Source organism: Roseomonas indoligenes (assembly GCF_017813365.1).
Taxonomy (GTDB): Bacteria; Pseudomonadota; Alphaproteobacteria; order Acetobacterales; family Acetobacteraceae; genus Roseomonas; species Roseomonas indoligenes.
This window is the reverse complement of sequence record NZ_JAGIZA010000004.1, coordinates 276,640-290,778: the sequence shown is the minus strand read 5'-3', so window position 1 is coordinate 290,778 and position 14,139 is coordinate 276,640. Positions and strand designations below refer to the sequence as shown.

Here is a 14,139-nt window from a genome sequence, read left to right as displayed (position 1 = left end):
TCCGTCAGGAGCCGCGACGGCCGCGCTGCAGCATGCCCGGACGGGTGCAGATGTGCAGCGGGTAGGAGTAGACCTCCTGGCGCCACCAGGAGTTGCGATCCTTGTCCAGGATCGGCTGCACGTACATCGGCTTGCCCGGCGTGTTGATCCACTCGAAGTTCTCGCCCGGGGCGAGCGCGCGCTCGAAGGCGCCCGGCGCGCCGACGGGGAAGAACTTCACCTCGTCCGGCGAGACCGCGATCGTCGCGTTATCGTCGGAGCCACGGTAATTCATCCAATCGATGCCGCCGAACGACATGGACGAGAAGGCGGTCCCGCCGCGCAGCTCCTTCGCCGCCTCCCAGTTGGTGTAGGTCGTCACCACGTCCGGGTGGGAGATCAGGTCATCCCAGAAGTCATCGCCGGCGATCGCCTGCACGCGGGTGGAGAGCGTCCAGGCGCCCTGGGCCGCGCGCATCATCTGGCGCACCACCTTGGCGCAGAGCTTGCGCAGCGTGCCGGCGGTGCTGGCGCCCTTCAGGTTGAAAGCGATCTCGGCCGGCTGGCTGATGCCGAACTCATCGAACCAGTTGTAGAGGACGGTGCCATCGGCATCGAGCAGGATGCCCTGCACGGCGCCGAGGCGGTGCCGCTCCCAGGTGTACTCCATGTTGGAGGTCAGCCCGGTCGGACCCGCGAGGCGGCGCGCCACCTCGGTCTGCACCTGCATCAGCACCGTCTCAGTGCCGAACTCGCGGATGTTCTGCAGCTCGGAGGAGCGGATGGTGTCGCCGTGCGCAAGGCGCGGCACCTCGAAGTAGCGCATCTTGCGCTTCTCCGTGGTGCGCTCCTTCGGGGCGGAGCCGCGCTCGGAGGTGGGGATCACCACCAGCTGGCCCTGCCGGTCCTCGACGGCGAGCGCCGTGGTGCGGATCGGCTTCTCCTCGAAGATGCCGAGGGAGCCGAGGCCCGTAGGCAGGAACGGGGTGCGCTCGACAAAGGACGTCAGCTCCAGCTCGGAGAAGGCGTCCTGCCGGAACACGTTCATGATGGTCATCGTGTGGGGGTTCCCAATGGGGGACGGCCGCCATCACGGCGCGCCGAGCGACCGGGCCAGGCGGTCAGGAAGGGGGAGACCCGCCCCGCAGGGCGGGCGGCGGATCAGCGGGCGATGATGAAGGCGGGGGCCAGGTCGGCCAGAGCGGCCGTCTTGCCCGCGGCGTCCACGCTCGCGTCCCACTGCAGCTCGGACAGGTTCACCACCGTCAGGCGGGCCGTGACCGTCACGCGCTTGGTCCCACCGGCGGGGACCGTGACGGGCCGCCAGAGGATGGCCGCGGCGGCCTCGCTGCCGTCCGTGCCCACGTTGTCGTAGGGCACGTACTGGCCGGTGGCCGTCAGCTTCGCCAGCACCAGGCCACCCTGGAAGACCACCTCCGACCCTCCCTGGTTGAGCAGGATCACCTGCTCGCGGGAGATCAGCGGGTCCACCTCGGCGACGAGATGGGCGCCGGCGTGGAAGTTCTCGTTGAGGACGGGGCTCACCATGGGCCGTCTCCTTCCTGGTTACTTGCCGCGGATGCCGGCGCGCTTCGCCGCGGCATCCCAGCTGGTGGAGGTCGCCTCGCGGCGGGACGGAGCGGGCGGGGCCGCTGCGGAGGGGCGCTGGCCGCCATAGGCGGCCATGGCCGTGTTCAGCCCTGCGGCCGCCGAGGGCTGCGCCGGCGCGGAGCCCTGCTTCGGCAGGGTCTTCAGCAGGCCGATCACCGCCCGGGAGCTCATGCCCGTGGTCGTGGCGAGGTTCGCCGCGGCGGCGACGCGGCCGGCAGCGGCCTTGGAGCCGAGGATGCGGCTGATGCGGGCGCGTTCGCGGCGGCGCGCGGCGCGGGCCTCAGGCTTGTCCTCGTCCTCGTCGCCATCCTCGTCGTCGGCGGCAGTGCGGCGGCCGCGGGGGCGGTCGTCACCCTCGTCGTCACCCTCGTCCCCGTCCCCGTCGTCGTCGTCACCGTCGTCGGCCCGGGCGTTGTCGCGGTCCTCGTCGCCGTCCCCCTCGTCGCCGTCATCGGCGCGGGCGTCGTCGCGCTCCTCGTCCTGCTCCTGGTCGTCGCCTTCCTCGGCGCGGCCGTTCTTGCCGCGGGCGGCCGCGGAGGGGGCCGGCGCGGGATCCATCAGGTGGGCGAAGGGCAGCGCATCGGCGGCGGCGGCGCGCTTGGTGGCCTTGCGGCGCGCGGGCGCGGCCGCAGCCGCAGGCTTGCGGGGACGGGACATCAGGATCCTCGTGGGGATGTGGGCGCCGCGAGCGGCGCGGGGTCAGAGGGAGCGGAAGAGCTCGGTGAAGGCGGCGGACGGCGCCTGGACCGCGTCGGCGAAGCCGATGTCCACGCCGGTCCGGCCGAGGAAGGTCTCGGCCTTGGTGCCGCGGACCATGGAGGCCTTGAGCCCCCGGTTCCGCGCCACGGTCTCGATGAACAGGTCGCCCATCGCGTCGATGTCGGCCTGCATGCGGCCGAGCGCCCCCTCGGAGAGGGCCTCGTAGGGGTTCCCCTCGGCCTTGTGCTCGCCGAAGCGGATCATGGTCACCGTGATCCCGGCCTTCGTGAGGGACTGGGACATGTCGACGTGCATTCCGATCACGCCGACGCTGCCGGTACCGCCGGTGCGGGGCACCGTGATCCGGTCGCAGGCACTGGCCAGGGCGTAGGCGGCCGAGAAGGCGTTCTCGTCCAGGATCGCCCACATCGGCTTATTGCCGCGCATCCGGTAGACCAGGTCCACCAGGTCGAAACAGCCGGCCACCTCGCCGCCCGGGCTGTCGATGTCCAGCACGATGGCCTGGACCTCCGGGTCCCGCAGCGCGCCGAGCAGGGCGATGCGGATCCCGTCGTACCCCGTCATCCCGGAGTAGGGACGCAGGGTGCCGAGCTTCTGGACCAGGGTGCCGGTGACGCGGATCACGGCGATGCCGCTCACCACGTCATACCCGGTGTCCCGGTCCTCGCCGCGGCGCCGGGGCAGACTGCCGCCGATCTCCTCGTCCTCGAGGGCCTGCGGCTTCAGGGAGACGAGCTCCCCGCCCCGGAAGAGGCTGGTGATCCCCAGCCGGTCCGCCAGGGCGCCCATCACCACCTCGGCCTTGGCCGGGTGGATGGCGAGCGGGGTGTTGAAGAGGCGCTGCGCGAGGAAGGGGAACCGGGTCACCGGACGTTCTCCAGCGTGTCCCAGCCCCAGGGGGCCGCGTCGGGTGCCCCCTGCAGAGGGGCGGCCCAGGAGCCCTGGACGGGCTGCCCGGTGCGGACGTCGTGCAGTGCCTCGCCGATGATCGGTCCGGCGCCCGCCCGGTCCAGGCAGATGTCCTCGCCGAAGCTCCGGATCTCGAGGACCTCGCCATAGATGCCTCGGGCGAGGGCTCGCCCTTCGGCCGCCGGCTTGGCTTGGATGAGGGAGAACAGCGCCGCGAGGCCAAAGGCCCCGCGACGGCTCAGCACGGCGTGCGGCATCATCGGTCGTTCCTGCCGCCCTGCGGCTGATTGGGAGGCCCGGCCGCCCACTGGGGCAGCGGCAGGCCGCGATCCTTCATCATCCGGATCTCCACCTGGCGCTGGTCCAGGTTCTCCTCGTAGTCGCGGCCCTGCTCGGCGCATTCCTGCTCGAGCGTGCCGAAACCGGCCTCCATGCCCAGCACCGCGCCCTGACGCTCCGCGACCGGGTCCACCCAGCCACGGGCCGGGCCGATCCAGTTGCAGCGCATGTACGCCGTCTTCATCTCGATGAAGGACGGCGCCCCGCGCGGCAGCGGCGCGCGGCCGTTTGCCATGACCTCCTCGAGGAGGCAGCCCCAGATCGGGTTGGCGAAGCCGACGGCGAAGTTGTCGCGCCGGCGGATCAGGGTCTTCCAGGCCTCCAGCATGGCGGCCCGGGCGGAGGAGTAGTTCGTCCGCGAGTAGTCCCAGGAGACCTGCTCGGCCGAGAGGCCGGAGGCTGCCGCGAAGCCGCGGAGGACCTGGTTCTGGAAGTCGACATACCCCGAGCTGGGGTGCGTCGACGTGATCGCCTTCAGCTCCTCACCGGGCGCCAGGCGCGGGATCCGCACGCCGCCGATCGCGATCGGGTTGTCGGCCGCGTGCTGGGTGCGGAGGGCCTGGTAGGCGCTGAGCTCGCCGTCATCCTCCTGGGAATTGAGGACGTCGGTCTCGTCGTAGGGCGACTGGATGACGGTCGCGTAGATCGTCTGCAGGAGCATCTGCGCCAGCTCGGCGCGGTCCGCCCGCGAGCCCATCTTCAGGCGGGCCAGGACGGGGGTGAAGATGCCCACCCCGCGATGCTGGCCGCGCCGGTCCAGGTCGCAATCGTGGATGGTGACCGGCCGCCCCCAGGCGGTCTCGCGGGGGAACAGGTCCCACACCATGCTGTCGACGGTCGCGAAGGCCTCGCCCTGGTGGGCGCGGCGGATGTGGTAGCCCGTCGCCGCGCCGATCTCGTCCAGCACGACGCCGCCGCGCAGCTGCGGCGAGTCCATCACCTGGTAGGGGTTGGACAGCCGGTCGGGGTCGAGCAGCTGCACCGTGGTCGCATAGCGTGCAGCCCCCAGCCCGACGCGCTCGGGCGTCCAGAGCATGACGGCCAGGCTCTCCCCATCGAGCACCTTGTGCCGGAGGGCGAGCCAGTAGAGCTGCGTCATGGTCAGCTGCCGGGTGGCATCCGCCCACTTGGCGGTGTCGTCCGCCCACATCCGGTACTCGGCCTCGACGGCGCGCCCGAACTCGTCCGCCCAGATCGGGTCGAAGGAGCTGCTGTAGGCCTGCAGGGCCCGGTAGTCCGGCTTCGAGACCAGGCGGAACTGGCTGCCGATCGCGCTGTCCACGATGCGGGTGACGCCGCCGGTCGCCCAGCCGTCGTTCCGCACCAGGTCGCGAGAGCGGGCGACCATGCGGTCGCGGTCGTAATTGATCTCCGCGTCAGGGGAGCGCAGCCAGGGCTGCCACTCCGCGGTCTCCTGCCCGAACAGGTTCGCCGCGTCATAGGCGAAGCCGCCGGCGAGCCCGCCAGGGACCGGGCCGCCGGAGCCGCTGGCCTGGGCCTTGTTGGAGCGGGAGCGGACGACCTGGGCGGCGGAGCGCCCCCGCCTCACCGAAACACCACCCGCTGGGCGCGGCGGCCCACACCGAGGGCGGCGTTGAGCTGGCGGATGATGCCCCGGATCTTCTCGTCATCGGTCGGGGTGAAGGTCACGCTCCGCGAGCCGGTGCCCTGGGTGTAGCTGACCGCGACGGTCTTCTCGCCCAGCCCGAAGGCGAGCAGGGCCTCCTGCAGGCGCGTGCGATAGCCCTCCAGGGCCGCGCGCGACATGCCCGCGAAGGCGCCGACCTGGATGGTGTCCGACATGGTGGTCCTCAGCAGGCCCACCGTCTCCGGCGGGCGGGCGCCGGCGCGCGCGGAGGCGGCGCCGGCGGGGGAGTGGGAGCCGGCGGTGTGGCTTCCGCCTCCTCCTCCGGCATGGGTACTGCCGGGGGCACCGGCGGCTCGATCTCGGGCCTGGGGCCGTCGTGAGGCAGCTGCGCCGCGGCGGTGATGCGGTTCAGCTTCTTCCCGAAGTGCAGCAGGCCCTGCAGGGCGGCATAGGCGTAGACCCGGCAGTCCAGGGCCTCGTTCCGCTTGTGGGAGGGGCACTCCCACACCCGGAACCGGCGCCCGCCCTCCTCCTTCAGCACATTCCGCTCGGAGAGCATCTGCTCGTACCAGACGACGTCGCGGTCCGACGGGACGTGCGTGAAGCCCGGCCCGTGCTTCGCGAAGGTCAGCCGGTGCCGGATGATGTCCTTCGCCGTGTTGGTCCCGATGATGAAGGGCCGGTAGGTGGCCTTCGTCTTGGCCGTCGGACGCTTGGCCGGCCACACCGGGGAGCGGGCGCCGTTCAGCGCGCTCTCACCCTTGATGCCCCAGACCTTGCGACCCAGGCGGGCCTTGCTGAAGGCATAAGCCTTCTGGGTGTGGTGGCCGCCGGTGTCGACGCAGGCTGCGGCGATTCGAAAAGGGCGCCCGTCCACGCGGTAAAAGGTCCGCAGCAGGTAGGCATCAACCCGCGCCCACAGCTCCTCGCTGTCGGGATCCCCGTCGAAGACCTGGTAATCGATGGACCAGGACTCTTCGTCCGTGCCCCACGCGACGGTCTCCACCTCGACGCGGTCATCCTGGGTGTCCAGGCCTGCTGTGAGCAGGCCAGCCCCAAAGGGAACCTGCGCCTCCCAGGCCTCGCGCCGCGCCAGCAACACGTCCAGCGCGACCGCGCGCCCCGCCGTCGGGCGGTAGGGGTTGCCGTCCTGGGTGTTCCACCAGACCTGCAGCTTGTCCTGGTTGCCCTGGGCATCCACCCACTTGGTGGCGATGTCGGACGGCTTGTCCTTCTGCCAGGGGCTGTAGAGCTTCCCGGCCTGAAAGCCAGCGTGCTTGTTCGGCACCGCCCAGCTGCCGCAGTGGCAGCACTTGGCTCGGTGCACATCCCAGCGCGGGCCCTTCCAGCGGTCCCAGATAGCGTCCACCGCCCGCTGGTTGGCTCCCGGGTCCGTGGGATCCTCGGCGCGCCAGGCGCGCTCGTAGGCGTCCAGGGGCGAGTGCCGCTCGCCGCAGCACTCGAAAGGCTTGGTCTGGTGCCAGAGCGTGGTGGAGAGCGCCCGCAGGCGGTCGCCCTCCGACCATTCGCACCCGCAGGCCTCGCAGCTGATCGCCGCCTTCTCGGGCTTCCAGCCGGCCTTCCCGTCGTCGTCCGGGAGGACGTGCCGGTGGAAGTTCGGGAACTGGCGGTGCCCGCAGTGCGGGCAGGCCAGGGAGGCGCGGCGCTGGTCGCTTTCCGCGTAGGAGTCCGCGATGCGGCTCTCATCCTCCACCGTGGGCGAGCAGGCCCGGATGGACAGCCAGTTGAGGTCGAAGGAAGCGGTGCGCTCCTCCGCGATCGCGATCGGCTCGCCCTCGCGGGTGACCGGGTACTTGTCCACCTCGTCCGACATCAGGACGCGGATCGGGCGGCGCGCCAGGTTGTCCGGCGAGCCGGCGCCGGCGAGGGCCAGGAAGCCGCCGGGGAAGCTCTTGAAGAGCAGCGTCTCGTCGGCGTTCCGCGTCTTGCTGCTGCCCACCAGGTCCCGCAGGACCGGGGTGGACTTCACCATCGGCGAGATGCGCTCTTTGGAGAACTGCTCGGCCGCGGCCTCCTTCGGCTGCAGCAGCAGCATGGGGCTCGGGTCGAGGTGCGCGAAATATCCGAAGACGTTCTCGAGGAGCGCCGTCTTCATCAGCTGCGTGCACACCATCGCCGTGATGATGTGGACGCCGGGCTCGGTGACCGCGAGCATGGGCCCGCGGGCCACCTCCACCGTGGAGGTCTTCCAGCGCCCCGTGCGGGCGCCGGCGCCCTTGGCGAGCTTGCGGAAGCGGTCCGCCCAGTCGGGGACGGAGATCCGCGGCGGCGGCGTCAGGCCCTTGCGGGCAGCGCGGCTTAGCCGGTCATTCTTCGTCGGGCGGCGTGAAGTCGGGCTCGGGTTCCCCGAGGTCCTCGAGCTGCTGCTGGACATGCGGGGTCAGGGCCTCGAGCACGCGGCCGGCGTCGATCCCGAGGTCCGCGGCAATGAGCGGGGCGACCCGGGCGGGCCAGTTCATCCAGGCGTCGCGGAAGCCCCGGAAGGTTTCGAACATGACGGCCTCGGCCACACCGAGCTCCACCACGGCATCGGCGTCGCGGCGCGCGGCCACCATCCCCCGGATCGCGGCGGCGGCGGCCTTCACCTTCTCCGAGCGAGCGAGGTCCGGGACGTTCCCGGCCAGCACGTCGCGCTGGAAGCCTTCGAGGTCGATCTCCTCGTCCGGCTCGTCGGCCTCCGGCTTCGTGGGGCGGCGGAGCTCACCGCCATGCAGCTGCGGCTCCATCCGGTGGGCCGGCGGGGCGGGCGGCGGTGCGGACACCGGGGTGCGGACAGGTGCGGACATCCGCGGGGTGTCCGCGGCCGTGTCCGCACCACTGTCCGCAGGGGTGTCCGCACCCGGCGCGGGGTGCCGGTTGCTCTTCCTCCAGCCCGAGCCGACGAGGGCCGGATTGAGCGTTCCGTCCCGGAAAGCCTGAAGTTTTCCGCCCTGGACGGCGCGCCGGACGAGCTTGTCGTCACAGCCCTCGCGGCGGGCGAACTCGCGGATGGAGATCCCGGAGGAAGTGTCCGCGGACAGGGGTGCGGACACCTTTTTTTCTCCATAGCTGGGGGACCATCGGGGCGCGAAGCGTCCCGTGCGAGGGGTGGGGGCCAGGAGGGACCCAGAACGGGGGGGTGGGGGGGGCGGTACCCCCACCCCAGCCCCCGTCCTGGCCATGTCCCCCCCGGCCCCGACGCCGCGCCCCGTGCTTTCCCCCTGTCGGCACCCCTCTGGGGCTCGGTCGGGAGGACGTGGGCGCGGCGTAACTAGTCAGCTCGGCATGGCGTGGGTCTGCACGACCCAGGCTTCGCCGTGGTGCTGGGCTGCTCGACTGGCGAAGATGAGCACCTGGCTCGACGTGACCCGCGTCATGGCGGCGTCGATCACCATCGTCTGGAATGGCTCGGAGAACGCGGACAGCATCACGAAGCGGCCCAGGCCACAGAAGACGATGGGCTTGGGAGCCGGCTCCATCTGTGCCTGCTGCCGATGCAGCCGCGCGACCTCGTCGTTGTCGCAGATGAAGAGCACCGGGCCGCGCCGTGCCGCCATGAGCGCATGGGCGAGAGCAGCCTCGGTCTTACCTGCGCCGGACGCGCCGACGATGGCCAGCTTGTGGAGGCGGCTCATCCAATCAGGCCCAGACGTGGCGGCCGGCTGCCCGGCGCTGGATCTGGCGCTGCTGGTCGCGCTCAATGCGGCGATGCAGGCTGAGCAGCGGGCTGTCGATGCCGCCGCCGCGTCGGGCCGCGCCAGACGCTGCGAAACGCCGGCGCTCTGCCCGGTTCCGCGGCACGCGGTCCAGGTCCTCCGCGAGGCAGCTTTGCTCGGCCAGCGTCAGGCTGGCGCGGCTGATCATGAAGGCGAGCGCGGCCGCCTTCATCCGGCGCACACGATTCCCGAGCCGCTGCAGCCGGAGCTGGAGGTCCATGCGCATCCTGATCTTCCCGATGATGAAGCTGGAGGTGCGCCCGCCTCAGCGGCGGGCGGTCGCGATCGCCTTGGCGAGCTGCTCGCGGAAAGCGGGGGCGAGGGTCGCTCTCACGACCTTCGCGGTGCGCGCCTGAAAGCCCAGGCGCGGCTTGTATTTCGCGGAGGGCACGAAGACGGCGAGCGGCTGCAGCGCCCCATCCGCGAGGCGCCGCCAGAAGCCACCGGTGCCGCCCTCGGACTTGCCGACGAAGACGTCTTTCCGGGCCTTCGCCGTGGCGAGGGCGCGCCGCGGCATGTTGCCGAAGACGTTGCGCCGGATGGCGCGCGGGATGACGAGGGCCTGACCGCCGCCAGTGCCGCCGAGCTTCGAGGGCTCGGGATGGCGCGTGCCGCCGGTCTCCTGCAAGCGCAGGTATTCGGCCTGACGCTGCTTCGCGAAGACGCGCGCAACGGGCCGGCCCTTGCGGGCGGCCTCGATGGTGAAGGCGTTCGTGGTGAACGGGGTGGGGCGGTCAAAGACCGATGGGAGAGCTCGCCGGTTCGCAACCGCGGCGGTCTGCGCCACACTGGTGAGGGTCCGCGCTACTGCGAACGGGACCTGGCGCTTGGCCAGGTCATCCAGTCCCCGGGTGAGAGGCCCGAAGTCGGCCTTCACCTCCCCGAACTTAGTCATATCTCGCCGGCCTTTTCGCTGGCGCGGGCGCCGGTTACGGTTGCGCCACGCCAAGACGGAATTCACAAGTTGAACCGAGAAGACGAAGCCGTTTTTGAACTCCGCATTCCGATATCCGAATTCGAGGCTCTGCGGCCCAAGGTAAAGCAAGCACTGCTGATGTGCGGGCACGCATTGAACGACCTCAATGTCCTGGCCAACATATTTATTCTCGCTGCGAACGGCCAAAGACCAGACCGCCCCGACTATCGTGTGCTTGGAGCACAAAGCACCATCATCTTACGCCTGCTGATCGGCAAGGTTCATGAGGCGCTGCACACGTACCAGAAGCTTTTTCGGAAAGGCGAGCTTGCCGAACTAATTCGCCCACTTCGATCCGAAGAGATGATCACCGCTTGGAAGCGGTTTGAAAGGCAAGGCGAGCGCAAGACCGTCACTAGTCGGATCAGAAACAGCTATGCGTTTCACCATCCCCGAGCGGAGTTGATGGTGAAAGCTTTCGAAGCAGGCGCCAAGGAAGACTTCTCTATTTTCTTGGGCCGTCGTCGCCGCAGTCAGTTCTGCCCTAGTGCTGAGGAGGCGGCGATTGGCGCTCTCCTCGATGAGCTAGATCCTTCGGTCAACTACGACACTGCGCCGAGCATCATGTCAGAGGCTATGAACGAAGCTCTCGAAGATCACGCGCAGCTTGCCATTCTTTTGAACGGAGCCATGGTCATCCTGATCGAATCTTTCTGTCCAACTGCCACGCTTCGGCCGGCCTATCTGTTGCCTGATCCACCAGACATCGAGACATACGGTCTGCCGTTTTTTCTGGCAGATAGCTTCGGCCCTGACTCTGCTATTGAACCGTGAGCGTCGTATAGCCCTTCCGGCCCTTCCGGCCCGGCATCACCTGCCCGACCATTTCCTTAGTGATGATGACGTTGGGCGTCGGCTCCAGAGCCTTCGTCTCGCTACGGGTCACCACATGGTTCCCGGCGATGACGCTCAGCGCGTCTCCGAGGCTGGCGAGGATGTCGGGCTTCAGCGCGTCACACTTCGCCTCGAGGGCCGCGATATCTGCCTTCGCCAAGGCGTAGTCCGCCACCTTCTTCACCAGCCTCGCGTCCTTGATGACAGGACGTGTCAGCGGCAGCGCCTTCGGGGCGGCGGTGGACTTGCGGGGCGCGGCGGCCATCAGGCGGCTTTCCTCTGCTGCAGCAGGCGCGAGACCTGCTTCGCGTGCCAGACCTCGCCCCCGGAGGGCGGACGGACGCCGCGGGCGGTGAGCGCCTCCGCGACCTGGCGGAGGCTGGACGCGCCGGCGCGCTGGGCCGCCTCGATGAAGGGCCAGACGTCGGCGAGGTAGTCGACCGCGCGAGCGGTCTGCGCCGCGCGCCCAGCGCGCGACGATGCGGAATCGATGCCCTTCTGCAGGCGTGGGGCGCCAAGCTTCACGCCGCGGGCCTTCGCCTGGGCAAGGGCAGCCTTGGTGCGCTGGCTGATCAACCCGGCCTCGAGCTCGGCAACGGCGGCTAGCAGCGTCAGCAGGAACTTCCCGGTCGGACCGGGCGGGATCTGGGGCAGGTCGCAGAAGGCGACGCCGGCATCGCCGACGCCCTCTACGACCGAGAGGAGGAAGCGCGCGTTGCGCGCCAGGCGGTCTATCTTCGCGATCACCAGCACCGCGCGGCGGGCGCGGCATGCGGCGAGCGCCGCGGTAAGCTGAGGGCGGTCCACCCGCTTGCCGCTCTCCACCTCCTCGAACTCGGCGGCGAGCTTGGCGCCAGACTGCGAGGCCAGAAAGGAGGCCACGGCCGCCTTCTGAGCATCCAGCCCCAGCCCGCTACGGCCCTGCTGATCGGTGGAGACGCGGTAGTAGGCGACGAAGAGGGGTCCGCCCGCAGGGCCCTGTACGGGGCGCCTTAGCGTAGGGCGCGGCATTCTAGCGCTGTGACCTCCGCAAACGTCCGTTTAGGCCGTTGTCACACCGGGATGCACGCGCCGGTCAGTCAGTCTCTCGGCTATCCCGGACTGAAGGGGCTTTCCTGAGTTCAATTGGCCCGGCTTGACTATGAGACCAAAACCACCCCGCAATGTCGTTGCAGTTCCCGCACAACATCCCAACGAGAGTCGGAGTGACCTGCCGTGGCATTTCTGGAACGTGTAAAACAGATCTTGGCCGACGCTGCACCTGAGAAGTACCCGGTGCTCATCGATAAGACCCTGTACGCTGTCGTGGCGATTTACGATGATTATGCCGATCTTCGCCGTGGAGATATCTATCATCGTGATGGCCACGAAAATACCGTGGCCGTCGTTAATTACATTCGAGCAGTGCCGTTTTCAGAGATCAAGTCAGTCCAGGCGATTCCTGATTGGCACATCATCAGACTTCCCGACGATTTCGGTCAGCACGACAATCTACATGCAGCAGCTCTTCGACTTGGGGCGCCCGGGGGGAATACAGATTCCAGACGCGAAGCTGGTTCGAAGTCCGAAGCGGAAGATCTTCACAAGTAGGATCGGTTTTCGGCGATCGTAAGCTCGCTGCCGCGATTGACGGGCTCAAGCGCCAACATGAAGTAGAAGAATTCGGTCCGCCGCGGTGCTCCAAGGGACGCCGCGGCACAGGCTTAAACCGACGTTGCCTGAGTTGTGGCACCCGGCGAGCTGCGCGGGGCCGAAGTGACGCTGCGGGCCGGTCGCGACCATACCGGCGGGGTCTCCGGCGCGGACAGGTATCAGCGCCTGTACGGTGGTTGCGTGAGGACTACCCCGCCCTCGGGAACCCCGGCCGGAGTGGTGCATGCCGCACACCTCCGCAGCTACCCCTTGCGGGGATCTCGACTGGGATTCCACCAGGTCCCCACCTCGTAGCTCGGGTGGTCCCTCCCGCTCAGTCGCGGGGCGTGTCGGCCGGAAGCGGATCGCGGCGCCGAGACCGCCAGCCATGTTCGGCGCGAAGTGCGCTACATGGCCGCCTCCTGCGCTGCAGGTCCCCGGACCTGAAAACGACGAAGCCCTCGGTCCTGGGGGGACCGAGGGCTCCTCTCGTGACGGGCCCTGACGCGGTCAGGACCCTCTCGGGGTATCGTGGCTCCGCCCTTACCTCAGAATGGGGAATCCGGGCAAGCGAAAAGTGGACGGGCTGTAACTTAGGCGGCGCCGGCCGTCCGGCCCCACATGGCCCGGGCTGTCACCCCGTCGGCGGTGAAGCGGTACTCCCGCCCGCCCGGCTCGGCCGCGAGGATCCCGACCCCCTCCAACACCACCAGCTCCTGCATCCCGAAGCCGCGTCCGCCGGCGACTAGGCGCGGCGAGCCGTCTGTCGGGAAGTGCTCCATGGCGGCCTGGCACCGCCCGGACATGCAGCTGAGGAACCGGGTGATCCGCTCAGCCCGCTCGGAGACCGAGTAGGTGATGGGCTCGTAGTGAGAGGAGCGGATGGCGGGGTCACGCACCGGACCGGGCTCGGCCGGCGGCGCGATCGGTGAGTTCTCCGGCACCAGCTGCTTGGTGTTCAGCGAGCCGGCCACCTGGCGCATGCGCTGCCACTCCACGGCCCAGGGCTTCCCGGCCAGCTGCTGGCGGTAGAGCTCCTGGCAAATCCAGCCGATCGCCTCGGCGAAGCGGCGCTGCACCGTCCGGTGCTCCATGCCGAGCTTCTCGCCGATCTGGCGCCAGCTGAGCAGGTTCTTCTTCTGCCGGACCGAGATGAGGGAGCGGAGGAGGACGATCCGGCGATGGACCACGTGCTCGCCCGGGATGAAGCCGATCCACTGGAAGGCCTCGTCCATCTGGTCGATCTGGCGCGCGGTCGGGATCTTCCGCGGCAGGTCATCGTCCCCTGCCGGGGCCGCCTCTGCCATGGCGAGGGCCTCGGCCGGCCAGTTGGTCCGGAACCCCGCCGGGAAGCAGCCGCGCCCGGGCAGGGCCCGCAGCGTGTCCGTGGCGTCGCAGAGGCGCATCTCGACCACCTCGTTGTCGTAGATGGGCCAGGGCAGCTCGGAGGCCTGCGCGGCCAGGGGCTGGGTCGTCATGGCGGCGTCGGCGCTCCCAAGCGCGGAAAGGCGCTCGCGGAGGACCGCGGCGCCGAATGGAGGATCTGGATCGGAAGGGGTGGCGCTGTGCTCGAGCGCGCGGCCCTGAAACGACGATACGCCCGGGTCCGTCAGGCCCCCGAGCGCATCTCGCCGCAGCGTGGGGCCAGCCCTACCGGAAAATGGGGAATCTGGGCAAGCGCCATGACGCGCGGCCTGGAGCGGGCATGCGGATCGGTTGTCGTTCACTCTTCCCCCGGACGGCGGGCCCCCGCCCGGCGCCGTTCTCTTTTCGTATCACGTCTCTGCGATCTGTGCAGCACAATCCTTGTGCAGAGTCGGTGTTAGAGAGCCCTG

At 69.5% G+C, this 14,139-nt stretch carries 17 protein-coding genes; 2 read left to right on the top strand and 15 right to left on the bottom strand.

Annotated features, from left to right (window positions below; all coding sequences use genetic code 11):
* Positions 1–4: 4 nt before the first annotated feature.
* The 12 genes from J5Y10_RS08795 to J5Y10_RS08740 all read right to left on the bottom strand — a co-directional run bounded on the left by J5Y10_RS08795 (position 5) and on the right by J5Y10_RS08740 (position 9,490).
* Entirely contained in the window at positions 5–1,036 is a 1,032-nt protein-coding gene (locus J5Y10_RS08795; RefSeq protein WP_245214454.1) for a major capsid protein, read from the bottom strand.
* A gap of 104 nt (positions 1,037–1,140) precedes the next feature.
* On the bottom strand, positions 1,141–1,527 hold the full coding sequence (locus J5Y10_RS08790) for a head decoration protein (RefSeq protein ID WP_209372742.1): 387 nt from the start codon (positions 1,525–1,527) through the stop codon (positions 1,141–1,143).
* Between the two features lie 18 nt (positions 1,528–1,545).
* Entirely contained in the window at positions 1,546–2,247 is a 702-nt protein-coding gene (locus J5Y10_RS08785) for a hypothetical protein (protein WP_209372740.1), read from the bottom strand.
* Between the two features lie 42 nt (positions 2,248–2,289).
* Positions 2,290–3,177, bottom strand: a complete 888-nt coding sequence (locus J5Y10_RS08780; protein ID WP_209372738.1) for a S49 family peptidase — start codon at positions 3,175–3,177, stop codon at positions 2,290–2,292.
* Positions 3,174–3,479, bottom strand: a complete 306-nt coding sequence (locus J5Y10_RS08775) for a hypothetical protein (protein WP_209372736.1) — start codon at positions 3,477–3,479, stop codon at positions 3,174–3,176. Before J5Y10_RS08775 ends, J5Y10_RS08780 begins: the two co-directional genes overlap by 4 nt.
* The gene (locus J5Y10_RS08770; protein ID WP_209372734.1) at positions 3,476–5,107 is read right to left on the bottom strand and encodes a phage portal protein; all 1,632 of its coding nucleotides are present in this window, start codon (positions 5,105–5,107) and stop codon (positions 3,476–3,478) included. The genes J5Y10_RS08775 and J5Y10_RS08770 overlap by 4 nt, the downstream gene beginning before the upstream one ends.
* Positions 5,104–5,361: a gpW family head-tail joining protein gene (gene gpW / locus J5Y10_RS08765; RefSeq protein WP_209372733.1), complete on the bottom strand. Its 258-nt coding sequence runs from the start codon at positions 5,359–5,361 to the stop codon at positions 5,104–5,106. Before gpW ends, J5Y10_RS08770 begins: the two co-directional genes overlap by 4 nt.
* 8 nt (positions 5,362–5,369) lie before the next feature.
* A complete protein-coding gene (locus J5Y10_RS08760) occupies positions 5,370–7,541 on the bottom strand; it encodes a phage terminase large subunit family protein (RefSeq protein WP_209372730.1) in 2,172 nt (723 codons plus the stop codon).
* Positions 7,474–8,199, bottom strand: coding sequence for a hypothetical protein (locus J5Y10_RS08755; RefSeq protein ID WP_209372728.1), 726 nt, complete (start codon positions 8,197–8,199; stop codon positions 7,474–7,476). The genes J5Y10_RS08760 and J5Y10_RS08755 overlap by 68 nt, the downstream gene beginning before the upstream one ends.
* A gap of 222 nt (positions 8,200–8,421) precedes the next feature.
* Positions 8,422–8,781, bottom strand: a complete 360-nt coding sequence (locus J5Y10_RS08750; protein WP_209372726.1) for a hypothetical protein — start codon at positions 8,779–8,781, stop codon at positions 8,422–8,424.
* Positions 8,782–8,785: 4 nt separating this feature from the next.
* Positions 8,786–9,088 carry a hypothetical protein gene (locus J5Y10_RS08745; RefSeq protein ID WP_209372724.1) on the bottom strand — a complete coding sequence of 101 codons (303 nt, stop codon included), beginning with the start codon at positions 9,086–9,088 and terminating at the stop codon, positions 8,786–8,788.
* A 39-nt stretch (positions 9,089–9,127) separates the two neighbouring features.
* Entirely contained in the window at positions 9,128–9,490 is a 363-nt protein-coding gene (locus J5Y10_RS08740) for a hypothetical protein (protein ID WP_209372722.1), read from the bottom strand.
* On the opposite strand from J5Y10_RS08740, the gene J5Y10_RS08735 reads away from it, so the two are divergent.
* The gene (locus tag J5Y10_RS08735; protein WP_209372720.1) at positions 9,464–10,612 is read left to right on the top strand and encodes a hypothetical protein; all 1,149 of its coding nucleotides are present in this window, start codon (positions 9,464–9,466) and stop codon (positions 10,610–10,612) included. The two genes, J5Y10_RS08740 and J5Y10_RS08735, sit on opposite strands and share 27 nt — an antisense overlap.
* Here the strand turns inward: J5Y10_RS08735 and J5Y10_RS08730 are convergent.
* Together J5Y10_RS08730 and J5Y10_RS08725 are read right to left on the bottom strand one after the other, a co-directional pair.
* Entirely contained in the window at positions 10,599–10,937 is a 339-nt protein-coding gene (locus J5Y10_RS08730) for a hypothetical protein (protein ID WP_209372718.1), read from the bottom strand. The genes J5Y10_RS08735 and J5Y10_RS08730 overlap by 14 nt on opposite strands.
* Positions 10,937–11,683, bottom strand: a complete 747-nt coding sequence (locus J5Y10_RS08725; RefSeq protein WP_209372716.1) for a recombinase family protein — start codon at positions 11,681–11,683, stop codon at positions 10,937–10,939. Before J5Y10_RS08725 ends, J5Y10_RS08730 begins: the two co-directional genes overlap by 1 nt.
* Positions 11,684–11,887: 204 nt before the next feature.
* Here J5Y10_RS08725 and J5Y10_RS08720 point away from each other — a divergent pair, with 204 nt between their 5' ends.
* A complete protein-coding gene (locus tag J5Y10_RS08720) occupies positions 11,888–12,262 on the top strand; it encodes a hypothetical protein (RefSeq protein WP_209372714.1) in 375 nt (124 codons plus the stop codon).
* A 635-nt stretch (positions 12,263–12,897) separates the two neighbouring features.
* On the opposite strand, the gene J5Y10_RS08715 is transcribed toward J5Y10_RS08720, so the two are convergent.
* The gene (locus J5Y10_RS08715; RefSeq protein ID WP_209372712.1) at positions 12,898–13,782 is read right to left on the bottom strand and encodes a DUF6362 family protein; all 885 of its coding nucleotides are present in this window, start codon (positions 13,780–13,782) and stop codon (positions 12,898–12,900) included.
* Positions 13,783–14,139: the final 357 nt, after the last annotated feature.

Coding starts and splice junctions, on each gene's coding strand:
- J5Y10_RS08715 (WP_209372712.1), bottom strand. CDS start 13,782: ATGACGACCCAGCCCCTGGCCGCGCAGGCCTCCGAGCTGCCCTGGCCC.
- J5Y10_RS08745 (WP_209372724.1), bottom strand. CDS start 9,088: ATGCGCATGGACCTCCAGCTCCGGCTGCAGCGGCTCGGGAATCGTGTG.
- J5Y10_RS08790 (WP_209372742.1), bottom strand. CDS start 1,527: ATGGTGAGCCCCGTCCTCAACGAGAACTTCCACGCCGGCGCCCATCTC.
- J5Y10_RS08775 (WP_209372736.1), bottom strand. CDS start 3,479: ATGATGCCGCACGCCGTGCTGAGCCGTCGCGGGGCCTTTGGCCTCGCG.
- J5Y10_RS08750 (WP_209372726.1), bottom strand. CDS start 8,781: ATGAGCCGCCTCCACAAGCTGGCCATCGTCGGCGCGTCCGGCGCAGGT.
- J5Y10_RS08725 (WP_209372716.1), bottom strand. CDS start 11,683: ATGCCGCGCCCTACGCTAAGGCGCCCCGTACAGGGCCCTGCGGGCGGA.
- J5Y10_RS08785 (WP_209372740.1), bottom strand. CDS start 2,247: ATGTCCCGTCCCCGCAAGCCTGCGGCTGCGGCCGCGCCCGCGCGCCGC.
- J5Y10_RS08795 (WP_245214454.1), bottom strand. CDS start 1,036: ATGACCATCATGAACGTGTTCCGGCAGGACGCCTTCTCCGAGCTGGAG.
- J5Y10_RS08760 (WP_209372730.1), bottom strand. CDS start 7,541: ATGTCCAGCAGCAGCTCGAGGACCTCGGGGAACCCGAGCCCGACTTCA.
- J5Y10_RS08730 (WP_209372718.1), bottom strand. CDS start 10,937: ATGGCCGCCGCGCCCCGCAAGTCCACCGCCGCCCCGAAGGCGCTGCCG.
- gpW (WP_209372733.1), bottom strand. CDS start 5,361: ATGTCGGACACCATCCAGGTCGGCGCCTTCGCGGGCATGTCGCGCGCG.
- J5Y10_RS08735 (WP_209372720.1), top strand. CDS start 9,464: ATGGCGCGTGCCGCCGGTCTCCTGCAAGCGCAGGTATTCGGCCTGACG.